This window comes from Archangium gephyra (assembly GCF_042230915.1).
GTDB lineage: Bacteria > Myxococcota > Myxococcia > Myxococcales > Myxococcaceae > Archangium > Archangium gephyra_B.
On sequence record NZ_CP102578.1, the window covers coordinates 2,200,571 to 2,215,333 of the forward strand.

The 14,763-nt window shown below is 70.0% G+C and carries 14 protein-coding genes; 8 read left to right on the top strand and 6 right to left on the bottom strand.

The window, feature by feature from the left end:
• Positions 1–99 precede the first annotated feature (99 nt).
• On the top strand, positions 100–3,252 hold the full coding sequence (locus NR798_RS08765; RefSeq protein WP_375770982.1) for a CHAT domain-containing protein: 3,153 nt from the start codon (positions 100–102) through the stop codon (positions 3,250–3,252).
• Positions 3,253–3,254: 2 nt separating this feature from the next.
• Here NR798_RS08765 and NR798_RS08770 read toward each other — a convergent pair whose 3' ends face one another.
• On the bottom strand, positions 3,255–3,812 hold the full coding sequence (locus NR798_RS08770; RefSeq protein WP_375770983.1) for a hypothetical protein: 558 nt from the start codon (positions 3,810–3,812) through the stop codon (positions 3,255–3,257).
• Positions 3,813–3,869: 57 nt separating this feature from the next.
• Complete coding sequence (locus NR798_RS08775) at positions 3,870–4,892, bottom strand: lipase (RefSeq protein ID WP_375770984.1); 1,023 nt, start codon at positions 4,890–4,892, stop codon at positions 3,870–3,872.
• 123 nt (positions 4,893–5,015) lie between these two features.
• Between NR798_RS08775 and speD the strand changes: the two genes are divergently transcribed.
• Genes speD through NR798_RS08805 form a run of 6 tightly spaced genes read left to right on the top strand, consistent with a single transcriptional unit; the run spans position 5,016 to position 10,782 of the window.
• Positions 5,016–5,342: an adenosylmethionine decarboxylase gene (gene speD, locus NR798_RS08780; protein ID WP_375770985.1), complete on the top strand. Its 327-nt coding sequence runs from the start codon at positions 5,016–5,018 to the stop codon at positions 5,340–5,342.
• Positions 5,339–7,240 (top strand): DUF4178 domain-containing protein, encoded by a 1,902-nt coding sequence (locus tag NR798_RS08785; RefSeq protein ID WP_375770986.1) that lies wholly within the window; start codon positions 5,339–5,341, stop codon positions 7,238–7,240. Before speD ends, NR798_RS08785 begins: the two co-directional genes overlap by 4 nt.
• A 12-nt stretch (positions 7,241–7,252) precedes the next feature.
• Entirely contained in the window at positions 7,253–7,402 is a 150-nt protein-coding gene (locus NR798_RS08790) for a hypothetical protein (protein WP_375770987.1), read from the top strand.
• A 5-nt stretch (positions 7,403–7,407) separates the two neighbouring features.
• Positions 7,408–7,635: a DUF350 domain-containing protein gene (locus NR798_RS08795; protein WP_043402496.1), complete on the top strand. Its 228-nt coding sequence runs from the start codon at positions 7,408–7,410 to the stop codon at positions 7,633–7,635.
• Between the two features lie 25 nt (positions 7,636–7,660).
• Positions 7,661–9,157, top strand: coding sequence for a polyamine aminopropyltransferase (locus tag NR798_RS08800; RefSeq protein WP_375770988.1), 1,497 nt, complete (start codon positions 7,661–7,663; stop codon positions 9,155–9,157).
• Complete coding sequence (locus NR798_RS08805) at positions 9,148–10,782, top strand: FAD-dependent oxidoreductase (RefSeq protein WP_375770989.1); 1,635 nt, start codon at positions 9,148–9,150, stop codon at positions 10,780–10,782. Before NR798_RS08800 ends, NR798_RS08805 begins: the two co-directional genes overlap by 10 nt.
• 50 nt (positions 10,783–10,832) lie before the next feature.
• On the opposite strand, the gene NR798_RS08810 is transcribed toward NR798_RS08805, so the two are convergent.
• From NR798_RS08810 to NR798_RS08825, 4 genes are all read right to left on the bottom strand, one after another.
• Positions 10,833–11,414, bottom strand: coding sequence for a calcium-binding protein (locus NR798_RS08810; RefSeq protein WP_375770990.1), 582 nt, complete (start codon positions 11,412–11,414; stop codon positions 10,833–10,835).
• Between the two features lie 139 nt (positions 11,415–11,553).
• The gene (locus tag NR798_RS08815) at positions 11,554–12,513 is read right to left on the bottom strand and encodes a hypothetical protein (protein WP_375770991.1); all 960 of its coding nucleotides are present in this window, start codon (positions 12,511–12,513) and stop codon (positions 11,554–11,556) included.
• The gene (locus tag NR798_RS08820) at positions 12,513–12,989 is read right to left on the bottom strand and encodes an ABA4-like family protein (protein ID WP_375770992.1); all 477 of its coding nucleotides are present in this window, start codon (positions 12,987–12,989) and stop codon (positions 12,513–12,515) included. The genes NR798_RS08815 and NR798_RS08820 overlap by 1 nt, the downstream gene beginning before the upstream one ends.
• A gap of 130 nt (positions 12,990–13,119) precedes the next feature.
• Positions 13,120–13,737, bottom strand: coding sequence for a hypothetical protein (locus NR798_RS08825; RefSeq protein WP_375770993.1), 618 nt, complete (start codon positions 13,735–13,737; stop codon positions 13,120–13,122).
• Between the two features lie 93 nt (positions 13,738–13,830).
• On the opposite strand from NR798_RS08825, the gene NR798_RS08830 reads away from it, so the two are divergent.
• Complete coding sequence (locus NR798_RS08830) at positions 13,831–14,742, top strand: LysR family transcriptional regulator (RefSeq protein ID WP_375770994.1); 912 nt, start codon at positions 13,831–13,833, stop codon at positions 14,740–14,742.
• The last annotated feature ends 21 nt before the right edge of the window (positions 14,743–14,763 follow it).

Genomic DNA, 14,763 nt, shown 5'->3' on the forward strand with positions numbered 1-14,763 from the left:
CCAGCCCGTGGGTAGGGAACCGTAGAATCCCCGCTATCGTCAGTTCTCCCGGTGCCCGAGCGTAGAGGGCCGGGAGTGGGTGTCCCTCTGGAGGAAGCAATGGCCGCCGTCATCAAGGATGTCGTCGTTCTTCTGCCGGGTCTGCTCGGCAGCGTGCTCAAGCGGGACGGCAAGGAAATCTGGGGGCTGTCCGGCAGTGCCATCTTCCGCGCGCTCTTCAGCGGCGCGGGCAGCGTGAAGTCCCTCACCCTGAAGTCCGACAGCGGGGGCGAGCTCGCCGACGATGGGGTGGAAGCCACCGCCATGCTTCCCGACACGCACCTCCTCCCCGGCTTCTGGAAGGTGGACGGCTACACCCGCGTGGCCGAGACGCTGGTGAGCCAGCTCGGCCTCATCCCGGGCGCCAACTTCTTCGAGTTCCCCTACGACTGGCGGCGTGACATCCGCTTCACCGCGAAGCGGCTCGCCCAGCAGGCCCCACGCTGGCTTCACGCGTGGCGCAACAGCCACGGGGGCCATCCCGATGCGCGCCTCATCCTCGTGGGCCACTCCATGGGCGGCGTCGTCTCGCGCTACTTCCTCGAGTGCCTCGGGGGATGGAAGGACACCCGCGCGCTCATCACCTTCGGCACGCCCCACCGCGGCTCGTTCATGGCGCTGCAGGCGCTCGCGCTGGGCTTCCGCAAGGACCTCGGGCCGCTGAACCTCTTCGACCTGACGGAGATGGTGCGCTCGCTGCCCTCGGCGTACCAGTTGCTGCCCATCTACCCGTGCGTGCAGATGCCGGATGGGCGCATCGTCCGTCCGGGCGAGGCGCAGGGCATCGGCGGGCTGGATCCCGTCCGTGCCGCGCAGGGCCTCGCCTTCCAGCGGGAGATCGAGAGCGCGATGCTGGCCAACTCGCGCAGCTCCGCGTACCTCGAGCAGGGCTACCACCTCCATCCCGTGGTGGGCACCTTCCAGCCCACGCTGCAGGGCGTGCGCGTCCAGGCGTCCGGCGCGCTGGAGATGCTCTACAGCCACCCGGACGGCACGGACCACGGAGGTGACGGCACCGTGCCGCGCGTCTCCGCCTTCCCCCTGGAGGAGCGGCACCATGCGCGCGTCATGTACAGCCCCACGTCCCACGCCTCGCTGCAGAACGCCTTCGAGGTGCTGGCCCACGTGCAGGGCGTGCTCACCGGCCAGAGCATCTCGCTCGACAAGTACCGGGCACCGGAGCTGGCGTCCAAGCAGCTCTCGCTGCACATCGAGGATGCGTACGCACACGACGAGCCGGTGACCGTTCGCGTCCGCCCCTCGGCCGAGCCCGTCTCGCTCCGGGCCTTCGTCACCAACGTGAAGACGCAGCAGTCCTTCACGGCGGAGCTGAAGCGGGATGCGGATGGCTTCCACGTGGGGACGCTGCCGCCGCTGCCGGCCGCCCTGTACCGCGTGAGCGTCAAGGGCGGCCCCGAGGTCATCCCCGTGACCGACGTCTTCGCCGTCTTCCACCGCGCCGGTGAGCTGCCGGAGGACGAGGAGGACGTGGTGGACCAACTGGTGAGCTTCTACACCCCGGAGCAGAACCGGGGCGACGCGCCAGCGGCGGCCCCCGAGGCTCAGTCCGTGACACTGGTGAAGCCTCCGCCGGTGGCGAACGAGGCTCCGGCCCAGGCGGACGAGGGGCAGGCCATCACCCGTTATCCGTCGGTGGAGCCGATCGTGCCCGCGCGTGCGGGGCAGGCGCTTCCCCTGACCGTGGACCTGTCGTTGGTCGAGGTGGGCGCGATGACGGAGTCCGCGGGCGTCACACTCTCCGGACTGGCGCCTGAGTGGCAGGAGCTTCCCATCAAGGTGCGGCTGCTCTGCTCGGAGATGACGTTCCGTGCGGGAGCGGATACGGGCGTGGTGCTGGTGCGGCGCAACGAGGCCTCCATCGCCGCCACCCTCACCGGCACCGTCAACCCGAGCGCCTCGGGGGAGCTCACCGTGGTGGCCACCTTCGAGTACAACGGGCGTTTCTGCGGCGCGGCCCGCAGGCGCATCCCCGTCGAGTCCTCCGGCTCGGGCAGCGCGGATCCGTCCTCCTCGCGTTCCTCCTCGACGCCGTCCGGTGCGGCGCCGGTGTCCGCCCGGGGGGTGGATGAAGGGAAGGGGACGTTCGCCCTCGAGGCCGGTGCCCAGAAGCCCCACCTGACGGTGCAGATCCACCGGCTGGACAAGAGCAACCCGCGGCGCCTGTACTGGATGCTCCACGTGTCGGTGCCGTGCAAGGGATTGCCGGCCCGGCTCTCAGGAGACCTGGACCTGGGCTCGGACCCGTCCGCCTTCTTCCAGAGCGTGGCCTCCACGGCGCGCGAGCTGCGCTCCGGCGACCACTACCCCTGGTTCCTCGGGCTGGGGAAACTGCTCTACCAGCGCACGCCCAACGCCTTCCGGGAGACGTTTCGCGCCCTGCGCCAGGAGTACGGGCCGGGCTTCCCCATCCAGTTCATCACCGATGATCCGCACATCCCCTGGGAGCTGATGGCCCCCGTGGATGTGCCGGGCGCGGAGCTGCTGTGCATGGAGCATCCGGTGGCGCGCTGGCTGCTCGACTACCAGACGTCGATGACGGCGCGGCTGACTCACGGGGACCACATCCTCACCATCGCGCCGGACTACCAGTTCCATCCGCACCTGGCGCCCCTGCCGCAGGCGCAGGAGGAGTCGCGGCAGCTCTCCAAGCGCTTCCGGGCGGTGCGTGTCGCGGGAAGGCGTCAGCCCGTGATGAATCTGTTGGGCGGTGGCTACGCGCCCACCGTGGGGCTGGTGCACTTCGCTGGGCACGGCAAGTACAGCCCGAACAACGAGGTGTCGCCCTCTTGCGTGTTCCTGGAGGACGGCGAGCTGAGGACGCTCGAGGTCCGCAACTCCATGGTGATGCTGGGGCAGAAGTCGCGGCCGCTCGTCATCTTCAACGCCTGCGAGGTGGGCACGGCCACCGAGATGCTGGGCGGTATCGGGGGCTGGGCCGAGACGTTCGTGAGCGAGTCCTTCGCGGGCTTCATCGCGCCGCTGTGGCCGGTGCAGGACGCGCATGCGCGCAACGCGGTGGAGCAACTGGTGGCCGACCTGCGGGAGAAGCAGCTCTCGGTGGGCGAGGCCCTCCGGCGCCTGCGCCAGAGCGAGGCGAGGACGTCTCCCACGTACCTGTCCTACGTGTACGTGGGGGATGTGATGGCGCGCTTCGCTCCGGCGGCCGCCGCAGCCAGTACGGCCGCGGCGTGAGGCTACTGCGGCGTCCCTCCGTCAGGCGAAGGACTGCCCCCGTCAGTCAAGACGGGGAAGCTGACCTTGGCTTCCGGAGGGACGGTCACGTCGATGGCCGTGGCCCCTCCGTCGAGGCTGACCGGTTCGGAGCCTCCGTCCTCGATACCGGCATCCTCTGATGCCTCCAACTCCGGTTCTCCATCGAGCAGCCGGCGGAGGATGCGGCCATCCACGCTGATCGCGTATCTCACCCCTGAATCCAGGGAGGAGTGCGCGCGGCCGCAGTGGCTGGGGTTCTGCAAGATCGCCACGTAGATGATCTCACCCCGCCGGACGGCGTAGTACTTGTGTGCCTCTGGCGTGTCGATGCATGCGCGCAGAGGGCCCCATGCAGGGAAGAAATCGTTGGCGGCGACCTGGAGCGCGCGAAGCGTAGGGCCATCGATGGGTGCACCCGCCATGATGGACTCATAGCCAGGCAGCTGAACGCTCGAATCCTGATGCGGGAGCCCTCCTCGGTGACCGAGACACCCCACGGAGAGGCCGATGAGCAGAAGCGCGAGGCTCTTTGTCTTCATTGCTTCTCCTCAACGGGCAGGATCTTCTCTTGTGAGAAGTTTCCTTTTCTTCCTCCCTCATAACCCACTGGGTCGTTCGAGCGCGAGGGTGATCATCGTCTCGGTGATGTGACCTGGGAAGTAGTTGGAGAAGCCGGGCAGGCCCGTGAGGGCCGCCTCGGCGTGGTCCATGTCGTCCAGCCGCACCACGCGCGAGCCCGGCACCTCCGCGTCCACCGCGTTCACCAGCCCGTCGCACGCCCACCCGTAGCGCTCGTGCACGTAGGCGCACAACGGCCGCATCAACGAGCGCCTCGACAGCCTCGACGTCGCCAGCGACACCGTGGGGATGTCCGAGGGGTACGGGTGCTGGCGCACGAACTCCATCCGCCGCGCGTACGACAGGTCCTCCACCGAGCCCGCGTCCCCCTGGAACAGCGAGGGGAACGTCACGTCCAGCAGCCGCCGCAGCGAGGGCGTCGTCACCAGATCATTGGCGATGACCGAGCCGCCATACGGCGACTGCAGCGCCACCACCGCGCGCACGTGCCGGCGCAGTTCCGGGTGGAGCGCCAGCGTGCTCAGCGCCTCCACGCCCCCCTTGCTGTGGCCCACCAGCACCACCGTGCGGCCGAAATGCACCGCGTCCAGCAGCGCCTCGCGCACCACCTTCACGTTGTCCGTGAGCCGCCCCTCGGTGTCCACCGCCACCTCGCGCGTCTCCAGCCCCCGCTTCTCCAGGCGCGCCTGGTTGTCCTCCAGGTAGCCCGGCACCTCGTCCCCCAGCATCCCCTTCACCAGCAGGTACAGGTGGCGCCGGGCCTCGTCCGGCAGCACCGGCTCGCCCTCGCGCACCCGCTGGTGCACCTCGCGGAAGCGCGCCGTGATGTCCGTGGGCGGTGGCGTCTCCGCCTTGAACCAACCGGCGAGCCCCGTGCTGCCAGGGCCCGGCGTGCGCACCGCCTCGGGCAGTCCGCGCAGCGAGCGCAGGAGCCGGGCCACCGCGCCCGTGGTGGGCGTCTGGAGGGTGTTGGCGGTGGGGCGCACCTCCTCGACAGGGGGGAGCGAAGGGGAGGGAGGAACGAGGTCCTTCTGGGACATGCGGACCCGGAGCGTACCAGGGCCGGGCCCCCTCGTTCTCCAGCACACACGGGGGAGGAGCCCATGGTAGAAGGTGGGGCTCGAAGGGGAGGAAGGACACTGACGACCGGACAGGAATGGCTGGTGGATGTGTGCGGGTGCCCGCCGGAGCGCCTGAAGGACGCGGCTGCGCTCGCGGCCCTGTTCGAGGAGCTCGTCGTGCTGCTGGAGCTGAAGGTGATAGGCCAGCCGCAGTGGCACGTGTTCCCGGAGCCGGGAGGCATCACCGGCCTCGCGCTGCTGGCCGAGAGCCACCTCGCCGTCCACACCTTCCCCGAGCACGGCTTCGCCGCGCTCAACGTCTACTGCTGCCGCACCCGCCAGCGCCCGGACTTCGAGGCGCTGCTGGCTCGGCACCTGGGCGCGGCCTCCTGCCGCGTCCGTGAGCTGCCCCGGGGGGTGGAGGCGTGACGCAGGGCAACTGTCCTTCGTGTGGGGCTCCGGTCGAGTTCACCGCGGGCACGGCGCTGGTGGTGGTGTGCGGCCACTGCCAGACGGTGGTGGCCCGGCAGGGCAAGCACCTCGAGGCGCATGGGAAGATTGGCGCCATCGTCGACACCGACTCGCCCCTCCAGCTCAACGCCGAGGGCCGCATCGGCCGCGACGCCTACCGGCTGGTGGGCCACCTGCAGAAGGACCACGGCGCGGGGCCCTGGGACGAGTGGTACGTGGAGTTCGACGACGGGCGCACCGGCTGGCTCTCCGAGTCCGAGGGCGCCTTCCACCTGCTGCTCGCCTCTGGCACCGAGCCGGACCTGGTGCTCGAGGACTTCGAGCCCGGCCACCGCTTCACCCTGCAGGGCCACCGGCTGGTGGTGGAGGAGCGCGGGCATGGCCATGTGGTGGCCGCCGCGGGCCAGCTCCCCAGTGACGTGGACCCCACCGCGGACAGCCACTACGTGGATGCCACCGGCCCCGGCGGCGTCTTCGTCACGCTGGACTTCGGCACCGGCACGAGCGAGCCCGAGGTCTACGTCGGCAAGAAGCTGAAGCTGACGGAGCTGGGCATCTCCCCGGACCAGCTCCGGCCGAAGGTGAAGAAGGTCGCGCTGCAGCAGGCGCGCTGCACCAACTGCAACGGCCCGCTGGAGCTGCGCGCTCCGGACCGCACCAAACGCGTGGCCTGCCCCTACTGCGGCGCGCTGCTGGACGCGAGCCGGGGCAAGCTGGCCTTCCTCCAGCTGCTGGAGAAGCCGGACCATCCGCCCCTCATCCCCCTGGGTGCCAAGGGCAAGCTGAAGGACACGGAGTGGGTGTGCATCGGCTTCCTGGTGCGCTCGTGCAACGTGGAGGGTGTCCGCTACCCGTGGGAGGAGTACCTCCTCTTCAACCGGCAGCGCGGCTTCGTCTGGCTGATGCAGTCCAACGGGCACTGGGTCCTCCTGGAGCCGTTGGCCGCGGGGGACGTGGCGGTGGCCCCGGGCGTCGCCGCGCACCTGGACAACCGCCGCTACCGCGCCTTCCAGAGCGTCACGGCCGTCACCGAGACGGTGCTCGGCGAGTTCTACTGGGAGGTCGAGGCGGGCGAGACCGCGGAGGCCGAGGAGTACGTGTCGCCGCCGTACTCGGTGAACGTGGACCGCACCGAGAACGAGGTGACGTACACGCTCGGCGAGTACCTGGCGCCCGAGGTCATCAAGGAGGCCTTCAAGCTCGAGGAGCCCCTGCCGGAGCGCCATGGCATCGCGCCCAGCCAGCCCAACCCGCACTCCAGCGCGGGCACCTGGAAGTGGACGGGCATCTGGGCGGCGGCGCTGTTCCTCGTCTTCCTGCTCGCCAACGTGCGGGCCGACAACCGGACGGTGCTGACGCAGCAGGTGCACCTGGAGCCGGATGCGCAGTCCGGCACGCCCACGGCCATGAACTTCAGCGAGCCCTTCGAGATCCGCAAGCGGGGCAACGTGGAGGCCATCGTGGTGGCGCCGGTGAGCAACACCTGGCTCGGCATCCAGGGAGACCTGGTCAACGAGCAGACCGGCGAGGCGATCAGCTTCTACGACGAGGTGAGCTACTACTCCGGCAGCGACTCGGACGGCTCGTGGAGCGAGGGCAACCAGACGGAGACGGAGTACCTGTCCGCGGTGCCCCCGGGACGCTACGTGCTGCGCACCACGGCGTTCTTCGATGGCCGGTGGCCGGGCGGACAGAACTACACCGTGACGCTCGTCAGCGACTCGCCGCGCGGCACCTGGTTCTGCTGCGCGCTGGTGCTGCTGCTCATCGGCCCCGCGCTGGCGTTCTTCCGCTCCTCCAGCTTCGAGTCGGCGCGCTGGGCGGAGAGCAACCTGGGTTCCGGCTCGGATGATTGAGAGAGGGTGGCCATGAAGTACATCGGTGGAATCATCGTCATCCTCTATGCGGTGGTGGCATTCACGGGCTGTGAGCCCTTCACCCGTTCGCAGCGTGGCCAGGCGGTGGCGCGCGGCAGCGGCGTGCGAACCTGGACCGGCGGTTTCATGGGAGGGAAGTGATGTTCCTGGGTGTCCTGTCTGTGGTGGTGAGCCTGGACAACCTGCTGGCGAGCCTCGTGTACTCGCTGGTGGGTCTGGCCGTGTTCGTGGCGGGCCTGTTCGTCTTCCGGCTCATCATGCCCTTCGATGTGCACAAGGAGATCGAGGTCGACCAGAACACGGCCCTCGGTCTCGTGATGGGTTCCTTCATTCTCGGCCTGGCCATCATCGTGGCCGCGGCCATCTCGGGCTGATGCCCCGCGGCAGGCAGTCCCCGCTTTGAACAAGACGCTCCTCTTCTTCACCGTCCTCGTCATCGCCACGTGTGGGCTCATCTATGAGCTCATCGTCGGCGCGCTGGCGAGCTACCTCCTCGGCGACTCCATCACCCAGTTCTCCACGGTGATTGGCACCTACCTGTTCGCCATGGGCATCGGCAGTTGGCTCTCGCGCTTCATCGAGCGCGGAGTCCCCCAGCGCTTCGTGGAAATCGAGCTGGGGGTGGCCCTGGTGGGCGGCCTGTGCGCGCCGATGCTCTTCCTCACCTTCGCCCTCACGGACGTCTTCCGGGTGGCGCTGTATGGCAGCGTGCTGGTCATCGGCACGCTGGTGGGGCTCGAAATCCCCCTGCTGCTGCGCATCCTCAAGGACCAGCTCAAGTTCAAGGACCTGGTCAGCCAGGTGCTGACGTTCGACTACCTGGGCGCGCTGGCGGCGAGCATCTCCTTCCCGCTGCTCTTCGTGCCCAAGCTGGGGCTGGTGCGCACCTCGCTGCTCTTCGGCCTGCTCAACGCGCTGGTGGGCCTGTGGAGCACGTGGCTGCTGGCGCCGGTGCTGGCCCACCCCATGCGGCTGCGGGTGAAGGCCGTGGCGCTCAGCCTCTTCCTGGTGGTGGGGCTCGTGCTGGGCGACCGGCTCACCAACTTCTCCGAGGAGCACCTCTACGCGGACGACGTGGTGCACGCGACGAGCTCGCCCTACCAGCGGATTGTGCTGACGCGCGGCAAGCGGGGCTTCTCGCTGTACCTCAACGGCAACCTGCAGTTCTCCAGCCTGGACGAGTACCGCTACCACGAGGCGCTGGTGCATCCCGCCCTGGTGCGCGCGGGCAAGGTGGAGCGGGTGCTGGTGCTCGGCGGCGGGGACGGGCTCGCGGCGCGGGAGATCCTCAAGTACCCCGAGGTGAAGACGGTCACCCTGGTGGACCTGGATCCCGCGATGACGGGGCTGGCCACGCGCTACGAGGAGCTGGCCGAGCTCAACACGCGCTCGATGACGGATGCGCGCATGCACGTCATCAACACGGACGCGATGGAGTACCTCCGGGAGAAGACGGAGACGTGGGACGTCATCGTGGTGGACTTCCCGGACCCCAACAACTTCTCGCTGGGCAAGCTGTACACCACGGGCTTCTACAAGCTGCTCAAGCGGCGGCTGGCGCCGGACGGGGTGGCCGTCATCCAGAGCACCTCGCCGATGTTCGCCCGGCGCTCCTTCTGGTGCATCGACACCACGCTGAAGGCGGCGGGCTTCTGGACGCAGCCCTACCACGCGCTGGTGCCCTCCTTCGGCGAGTGGGGCTACGTGCTGGTGGCCCATGAGCCCACGCCGCCGCGCCGCCCGCTGCCCGAGGGGCTGCGTTTCCTCACCGAGGACACGCACGAGGGCCTCTTCCACTTCCCCCTGGACATGGGCCCGTTGCCGGCGGAGGTGAACCGGCTCAACAACCAGGTGCTCGTCCACTACTACGAGGAGGAGTGGCGGCGGTGGAACTGACGCGGCGGGAGCTCGTCGCCGCGTTCCTCGGCTCGGCGGTGGCGGCCAGCGCGTGCCGGCGGACGCGTGCGCGCGAGCCGGTGCCCGGGGCCATCGTGGACCGGGCGGTGGACGTGGGGCACAAGCTGCGGGGCGGGGCGCTGCCACGTGCGGCGGAGGCCCAGGCGGTGGACGTGCTGGTGGTGGGGGGCGGCGTGGCGGGCCTGAGCGCGGCGTGGCGGCTGGCGGCCGCGGGCGTGAAGGACGTGCGGGTGGTGGAGCTGGAGTCGGAGCCGGGAGGCACCTCCCGCTCGGGGCGCAACGAGGTGTCCGCGTACCCGTGGGGCGCGCACTACCTGCCGGCTCCGCTGGTGGACTCGGGGCCGGTGATGCGGCTGCTGCGCGAGATGGGCGCGGTGACGGGCATGGACGCGCAGGGCTACCCCGCCTACGCCGAGGAGCTGCTCATCCGCGAGCCCGAGGAGCGCCTCTTCTACAAGGGTGATTGGTACGAGGGCCTCTACCTGCGCGCGGGCGCGAGCCCGGCGGACCTGGCGGAGCTGGAGCGCTTCGAGGCGAGGATGAATGCCTTCGCGGCGGCGCGGGACGCCAAGGGGCGCAAGGCCTTCGCGGTGCCCACGGCGCTCTCCAGCGACGACGCCGAGTGGACGGCGCTCGACAAGGTGACGATGGCGCGGTGGCTGGAGGCGGAGGGCTTCCGCTCGCCGCGGCTGCGCTGGCTGGTGGACTACGCGTGCCGGGACGACTACGGCACCACGGCCGAGGGCGTCTCGGCCTGGGCGGGCATCTGGTACTTCGCCGCGCGGCAGGACGGGAAGGGCGAGCGCAGCGAGGGCTTTTTGAGCTGGCCCGAGGGCAACGGGCGGCTGGTGAAGCAACTGCTGTCCGCGCTGGCTCCAGGACAGGTGGAGCGGGACGTGCTGGTGCACTCGGTGGAGCCCGTGGAGGGCGGCTGCCGGGTGGATGCGGTGGAGGCGGGGACGGGCAGGCCCCGGGCATACCGGGCGCGGCAGGTGGTGCTGGCGTGCCCGCGCTTCGTGGCGGCGCACGTGGTGGCCCCGTGGCGGCAGCAGCGCCCCGAGTGGCTGGGCGCCTTCCAGTACGGGCCGTGGGTGGTGGCCAACCTGACGCTCTCCGAGAAGCCCGAGTCGCAGGGCTTCCCGCTGGCCTGGGACAACGTCTTCTACGAGAGCCGCAGCCTGGGCTACGTGGTGGCCACGCACCAGGCGCTGCGCATGGACGAGCGCGGGCCCACGGTGCTCACCTGGTACCTGCCCATGGCCGGGCTGGACGTGAAGGCCGAGCGCGAGAAGGTGCTCTCGGCCGGCTATGCCGAGTGGGAGGGGCTGGTGATGGCGGACATGCTGGCCGCGCATCCGGACATCGCCACGCAGGCCCGGCGCCTGGAGGTGATGCGCTGGGGGCATGCCATGGTGCGGCCCACGCCCGGTTTCCTCTGGGGCCCGGGGCGCTTCGCGGCGCAGGAGAGCCTGGGCGAGTCCTTGCACTTCGCGCACTCGGACCTGGGTGGCATGGCCCTCTTCGAGGAGGCCAACTGGTTCGGCGTGAAGGCGGCCGAGAAGGCTCTCAAGGGACTCGGCCGCGCGGAACCGAGCTGGCTCTGAGGACCACTCCCTCTCCCTCTGGGAGAGGGCCGGGGTGAGGGTCTTCGGACTCAGGGCACGTTGCGGATGAACTCGCAGCTGTTGGCGTCGGCTTTGTCCTGGGCCGGGTCGCTGACGCCGCCATCGCAGACGTCGACGCCGGCCCCGCCCGTGAGCGAGTCGGCACCGGCCTCGCCATTGAGGTCATCGGTATCGCGGCCGCCGCGCATCACGTCATCGCCGACACCGCCGCGTAGGACGTCGTCGTTGCGCCCGCCGACGAGCTGATCCATGCCTCCATTGCCCAGGAGCCGGTCGTTGCCGGGGCCTCCCGAGAGCGAGTCCCGGTCCGGCCCGCCGGAGAGGGTGTCGTTGCCACCGGCACCGCAGATGAGATCGTTGCCGCCGAGCCCGTCGATGATGTCGGCGCCGCCGCTGCCGATGATGACGTCATTGCCCTCGGTGCCGGTGAGGGTGCCGCTGCCGGTGAGGGTGGGCGCCATGCCGAAGCAGGTCTGCTGGACCAGGGCGAGGGACTCTTCCTCGGTGAGCTCGGTGCCCGGGACCTGGGCGCTGGCCGCGGCGGCTCCCAGCAGCAGTCCGCCGAGCGCGGTCCGCGAGAAGAGGGGACGGAGGAGGGTGGAGGTCTTCATGAGCGTAGCTCCCGTGTTGGAGTGGATTCACGGGGAGATACGCGGCACTGGGCTGCCTGGATGACGGGGGCGGCGAGGTCCGGTGCCGCCTGCTCGCCGCGGGGCCGGGTTCCACTGCCGCCGCGTCACATGTCCGGCGTCAGGCCACGGCGGTGGAGACGCGCGGGTGGCGCAGCGTGGCGGCGGCGGTGGCGAGGGAAGCCGTGAGCACCAGCGCCAGGGCCCAGAGCCCCACCGCGTCCCAGCGGATGATGGGCAGACCCCGGAGCGCCTGCATCGCGAGCACCAGCGTCACCCCCACGTAGGCCACGCTCGTGGCGCGGACGGCGGCCAGGCGCTGCGTCTCGGAGCGGTTCCGGCGGCGCGCGAGCACCAGCGCGAGGATTGGCAGCACCTGCATGGCGTGCAGCCCGAGGAAGTGCGCGGGCCGCATGTCGCCGCCCACGGTGCTCCAGCCGACCAGCGGCAGGCCCGGGCCCCCGTCCGGCACGCCGAACGTGTGCGAGCCTGCCTCGACCACCCGCTGCCCGGCCCGCATGGCCTCGAGCTGCGACGGGTTCGGGCTCGTCATGAAGTACCCGAGCCCCATGCCAATCACCGCCGCGATGAAGCCGGTGCGCAGCGCCGCGGCGAGCGGGCGATCCGCCAGGCGCGAGCGCAGCAGGGCGATCGCGAGCACGATCATCGTCACCCAGAGCACCGTGATGGCGATGCCCATCATGCTGAAGATGGCCGCGTCGAAGGGGGAGGCGATGTTGAAGTGGCTACGCACCCCACGCGCCGCCTGGAGCGTGATGGCCACCATCTCGATGACACCGGCCGCGGCGAGGATGTAGCCGGAGAACCGGACGAGCCGCCGCCGCTCGGAGAGGAAGGAGAAGAAGTACAGCACGGTGGCGTTGTACGCGGTCAGCGACAGGTAGAACTTCGTCGGCTTGAGCCAGATGGGCTCGCCCACCAGCTGCCGTGAATCCAGGAGCAGTCCGAGCGTGGTGACCACGGCGCCCAGGGCCATGACGACGGTGGAGACGGCGAGCGCCGGAGAGAGGGACCAGGCGCGGTTCCAGAGCGCGCGCACGGACAGGTTGGAGGCGGACATCAGCGGACTCCTTCGGTGGCCACGGGAGCGGCCGGGCTGGGCAGGGGGGCGATGGCCGGCAGGAAGCGCCGGGTGACGAGGCGGACGGCCGCGTAGGCGAGGTAGCCGCTGGGGCCGAGCATGAAGGTCAGCAGGAGGCAGGGCACGACGAGCAGGTGGGGAATGCCCCGGCGCTGCGCATCCGCCAGCACGACCCGGCCCACCAGGAAGTCGAACGCCAGGTAGTGGATCCACCCCGCGAGCAGCATGCCGGGCAGCTGGAGGGCGGCCCCGATGTGCTCCAGCGTGTCGAACTGGCCGAGCAGCCCCGGCAGGTGCGGAGCCACCAGGGCCAGGTACACGGCGCCGATCACCAGGGGGATGACGTCGCTCTCCAGCACCCACCGGGTGAACCGGGCCCGGGGCGCCAGCACCATGGCCCCCCAGCCCAGCAGCACCGGGACGTTCAGCACTTTCAGCAGCAGCGCGCCGTCCATGGCGCCTCCAGCGGTTCATCCGTGTTCATGTTTCTCATGTAAACATCAGATGTATCCGCTGTCAACATCGCCCGTGCGAGAGGCCTGTCCGCCTGCTCGCAGCCGGGTCCAGCCCCTGTGCCGGGCCGCGTTACTTCACCCGCTTGAGGGGCGCCTGCAGCTCCGAGGGCAGGTGCTTCACGTCGGGGTTGCAGCCGCCGTCCGCCGGCCGGGCGCCGAAGTACAGCTCGTCACCCACCACCTTCACCACGTCCTGCTCCCAAGGGCAGGTGTTGAAGGAGAAGACGGCCGAGCAGCCGTTGGTGCTGGTGACGTCCTGCTCCTTGCCCACCTCCCACTTCTTCGTGCCGCAGGTGCCGGGAGCCGCGCTGTTGAGGTACTGCGCGAAGCCCTCGGCCAGCGGGGTGAGCTTCAGCGTGGAGAAGACGAAGTGGGCGGGAGACGCTCCCTTGGTCGCGCCCTCCGTGTCGATGACCTGGGTGCGGACGACGTAGGGGCCGGTGAAGAACACGCGGGACATCTTCTTGGACTCGTCGCACGTCTCGTCCGCGTAGAAGGTGATGGAGGCCTTCGAGTCCGTCTTCGTGTAGGTGAAGTCCCGCTTGACGTAATACTTCTGGCCGCCCGCGCCCGGGCGCACCTCGCACTGCGTGGACTTCCAGCGGCCCACGAGGCTGGGCGGCTCGGCGGCGAGGGACTGTCCGGAGAGGCAGAGCGTGGCGAGGGTGGCAAGGCGAACGGCGTTCATGGTTGCTCCTGGGGTTGAGGGGGAGGCCTTCGAGACGTCCGCACAGTAGGCTCTGGAAGTGATTGAATCGATTGAAACGCAGTCACTCTCCTGATGAACGAATTTCACATCGACCTTCGTGACCTGAACCTGCTCGCCGTGCTCGATGCCGTGCTCACCGAGGGCAGCAACCGGGCCGCCGCGGCGCGGCTGGGCGTGACGCAATCCGCGGTGAGCCACGCGCTGGCCAAACTGCGCAAGCGGCTGGGAGATCCCCTGGTGGTCCCCAGTGGAGGGCGGATGGTGCCCACCCCGCTGGCCGCGTCGCTCGCGCCGGCGTTGCGCGAGGCCCTGGACCGCCTGGGTGGTGCGCTGCGCGGTGTGCGCGAGTTCGACCCGGGGACCTCGACACGCACCTTCTGGCTGTCCTCCGCGGACCTGGCGGGCATGGTGGTGCTCCCGCCGCTCATGCAGCAGCTCACCCGCGTGGCACCGGGAGTCTCGGTGCGCATGCGGGGGCCCGGCGAGAACACCCTGACCGCCCTCGAGCGCGGCGACCTCGACGTGGCGCTCGGCATCTTCACCGAGGCGCCCGCGGCCTTCCGCCTCCAGGCGCTCTTCCGTGAGCGGTTCGTGTGTGTGGCCCGGAGCGGCCACGCGGTCACCCAGGGCCGGTTCACCCTCGCGCGCTACCTGGAACACGGCCACGTCCTCGTGGCCCCCCTGGGTGGTACCGGGAGCATGGTGGACGAGGTGCTCGCCCGCATGGGCAGGTCACGCCGGGTGGCCGCGGCCGTTCCGCACTTCTTCCTCGCGCCCTTCCTGGTGGCCCAGACGGACCTGCTCCTCATGGCCCCGGAGCGCATGGCACGCCTGCTGGCCCCCGCGTTCGGCCTCGAGCTCCTCCGTCCTCCCATGGAGCTCGAGAGCTTCACCCTGAGCCAGCTCTGGCACGAGCGCGTGCAGCACGATCCGGCGCATGTGTGGTTGCGCAAGTCCATCGCGGAGGCGAGCCAACGGCGGTAGGGGCTCGCCAGCCGCTCGGGC

Coding starts and splice junctions, on each gene's coding strand:
- NR798_RS08770 (WP_375770983.1), bottom strand. CDS start 3,812: ATGAAGACAAAGAGCCTCGCGCTTCTGCTCATCGGCCTCTCCGTGGGG.
- NR798_RS08830 (WP_375770994.1), top strand. CDS start 13,831: ATGAACGAATTTCACATCGACCTTCGTGACCTGAACCTGCTCGCCGTG.
- NR798_RS08775 (WP_375770984.1), bottom strand. CDS start 4,892: ATGTCCCAGAAGGACCTCGTTCCTCCCTCCCCTTCGCTCCCCCCTGTC.
- NR798_RS08815 (WP_375770991.1), bottom strand. CDS start 12,513: ATGTCCGCCTCCAACCTGTCCGTGCGCGCGCTCTGGAACCGCGCCTGG.
- NR798_RS08825 (WP_375770993.1), bottom strand. CDS start 13,737: ATGAACGCCGTTCGCCTTGCCACCCTCGCCACGCTCTGCCTCTCCGGA.
- NR798_RS08820 (WP_375770992.1), bottom strand. CDS start 12,989: ATGGACGGCGCGCTGCTGCTGAAAGTGCTGAACGTCCCGGTGCTGCTG.
- NR798_RS08765 (WP_375770982.1), top strand. CDS start 100: ATGGCCGCCGTCATCAAGGATGTCGTCGTTCTTCTGCCGGGTCTGCTC.
- NR798_RS08810 (WP_375770990.1), bottom strand. CDS start 11,414: ATGAAGACCTCCACCCTCCTCCGTCCCCTCTTCTCGCGGACCGCGCTC.
- NR798_RS08790 (WP_375770987.1), top strand. CDS start 7,253: ATGAAGTACATCGGTGGAATCATCGTCATCCTCTATGCGGTGGTGGCA.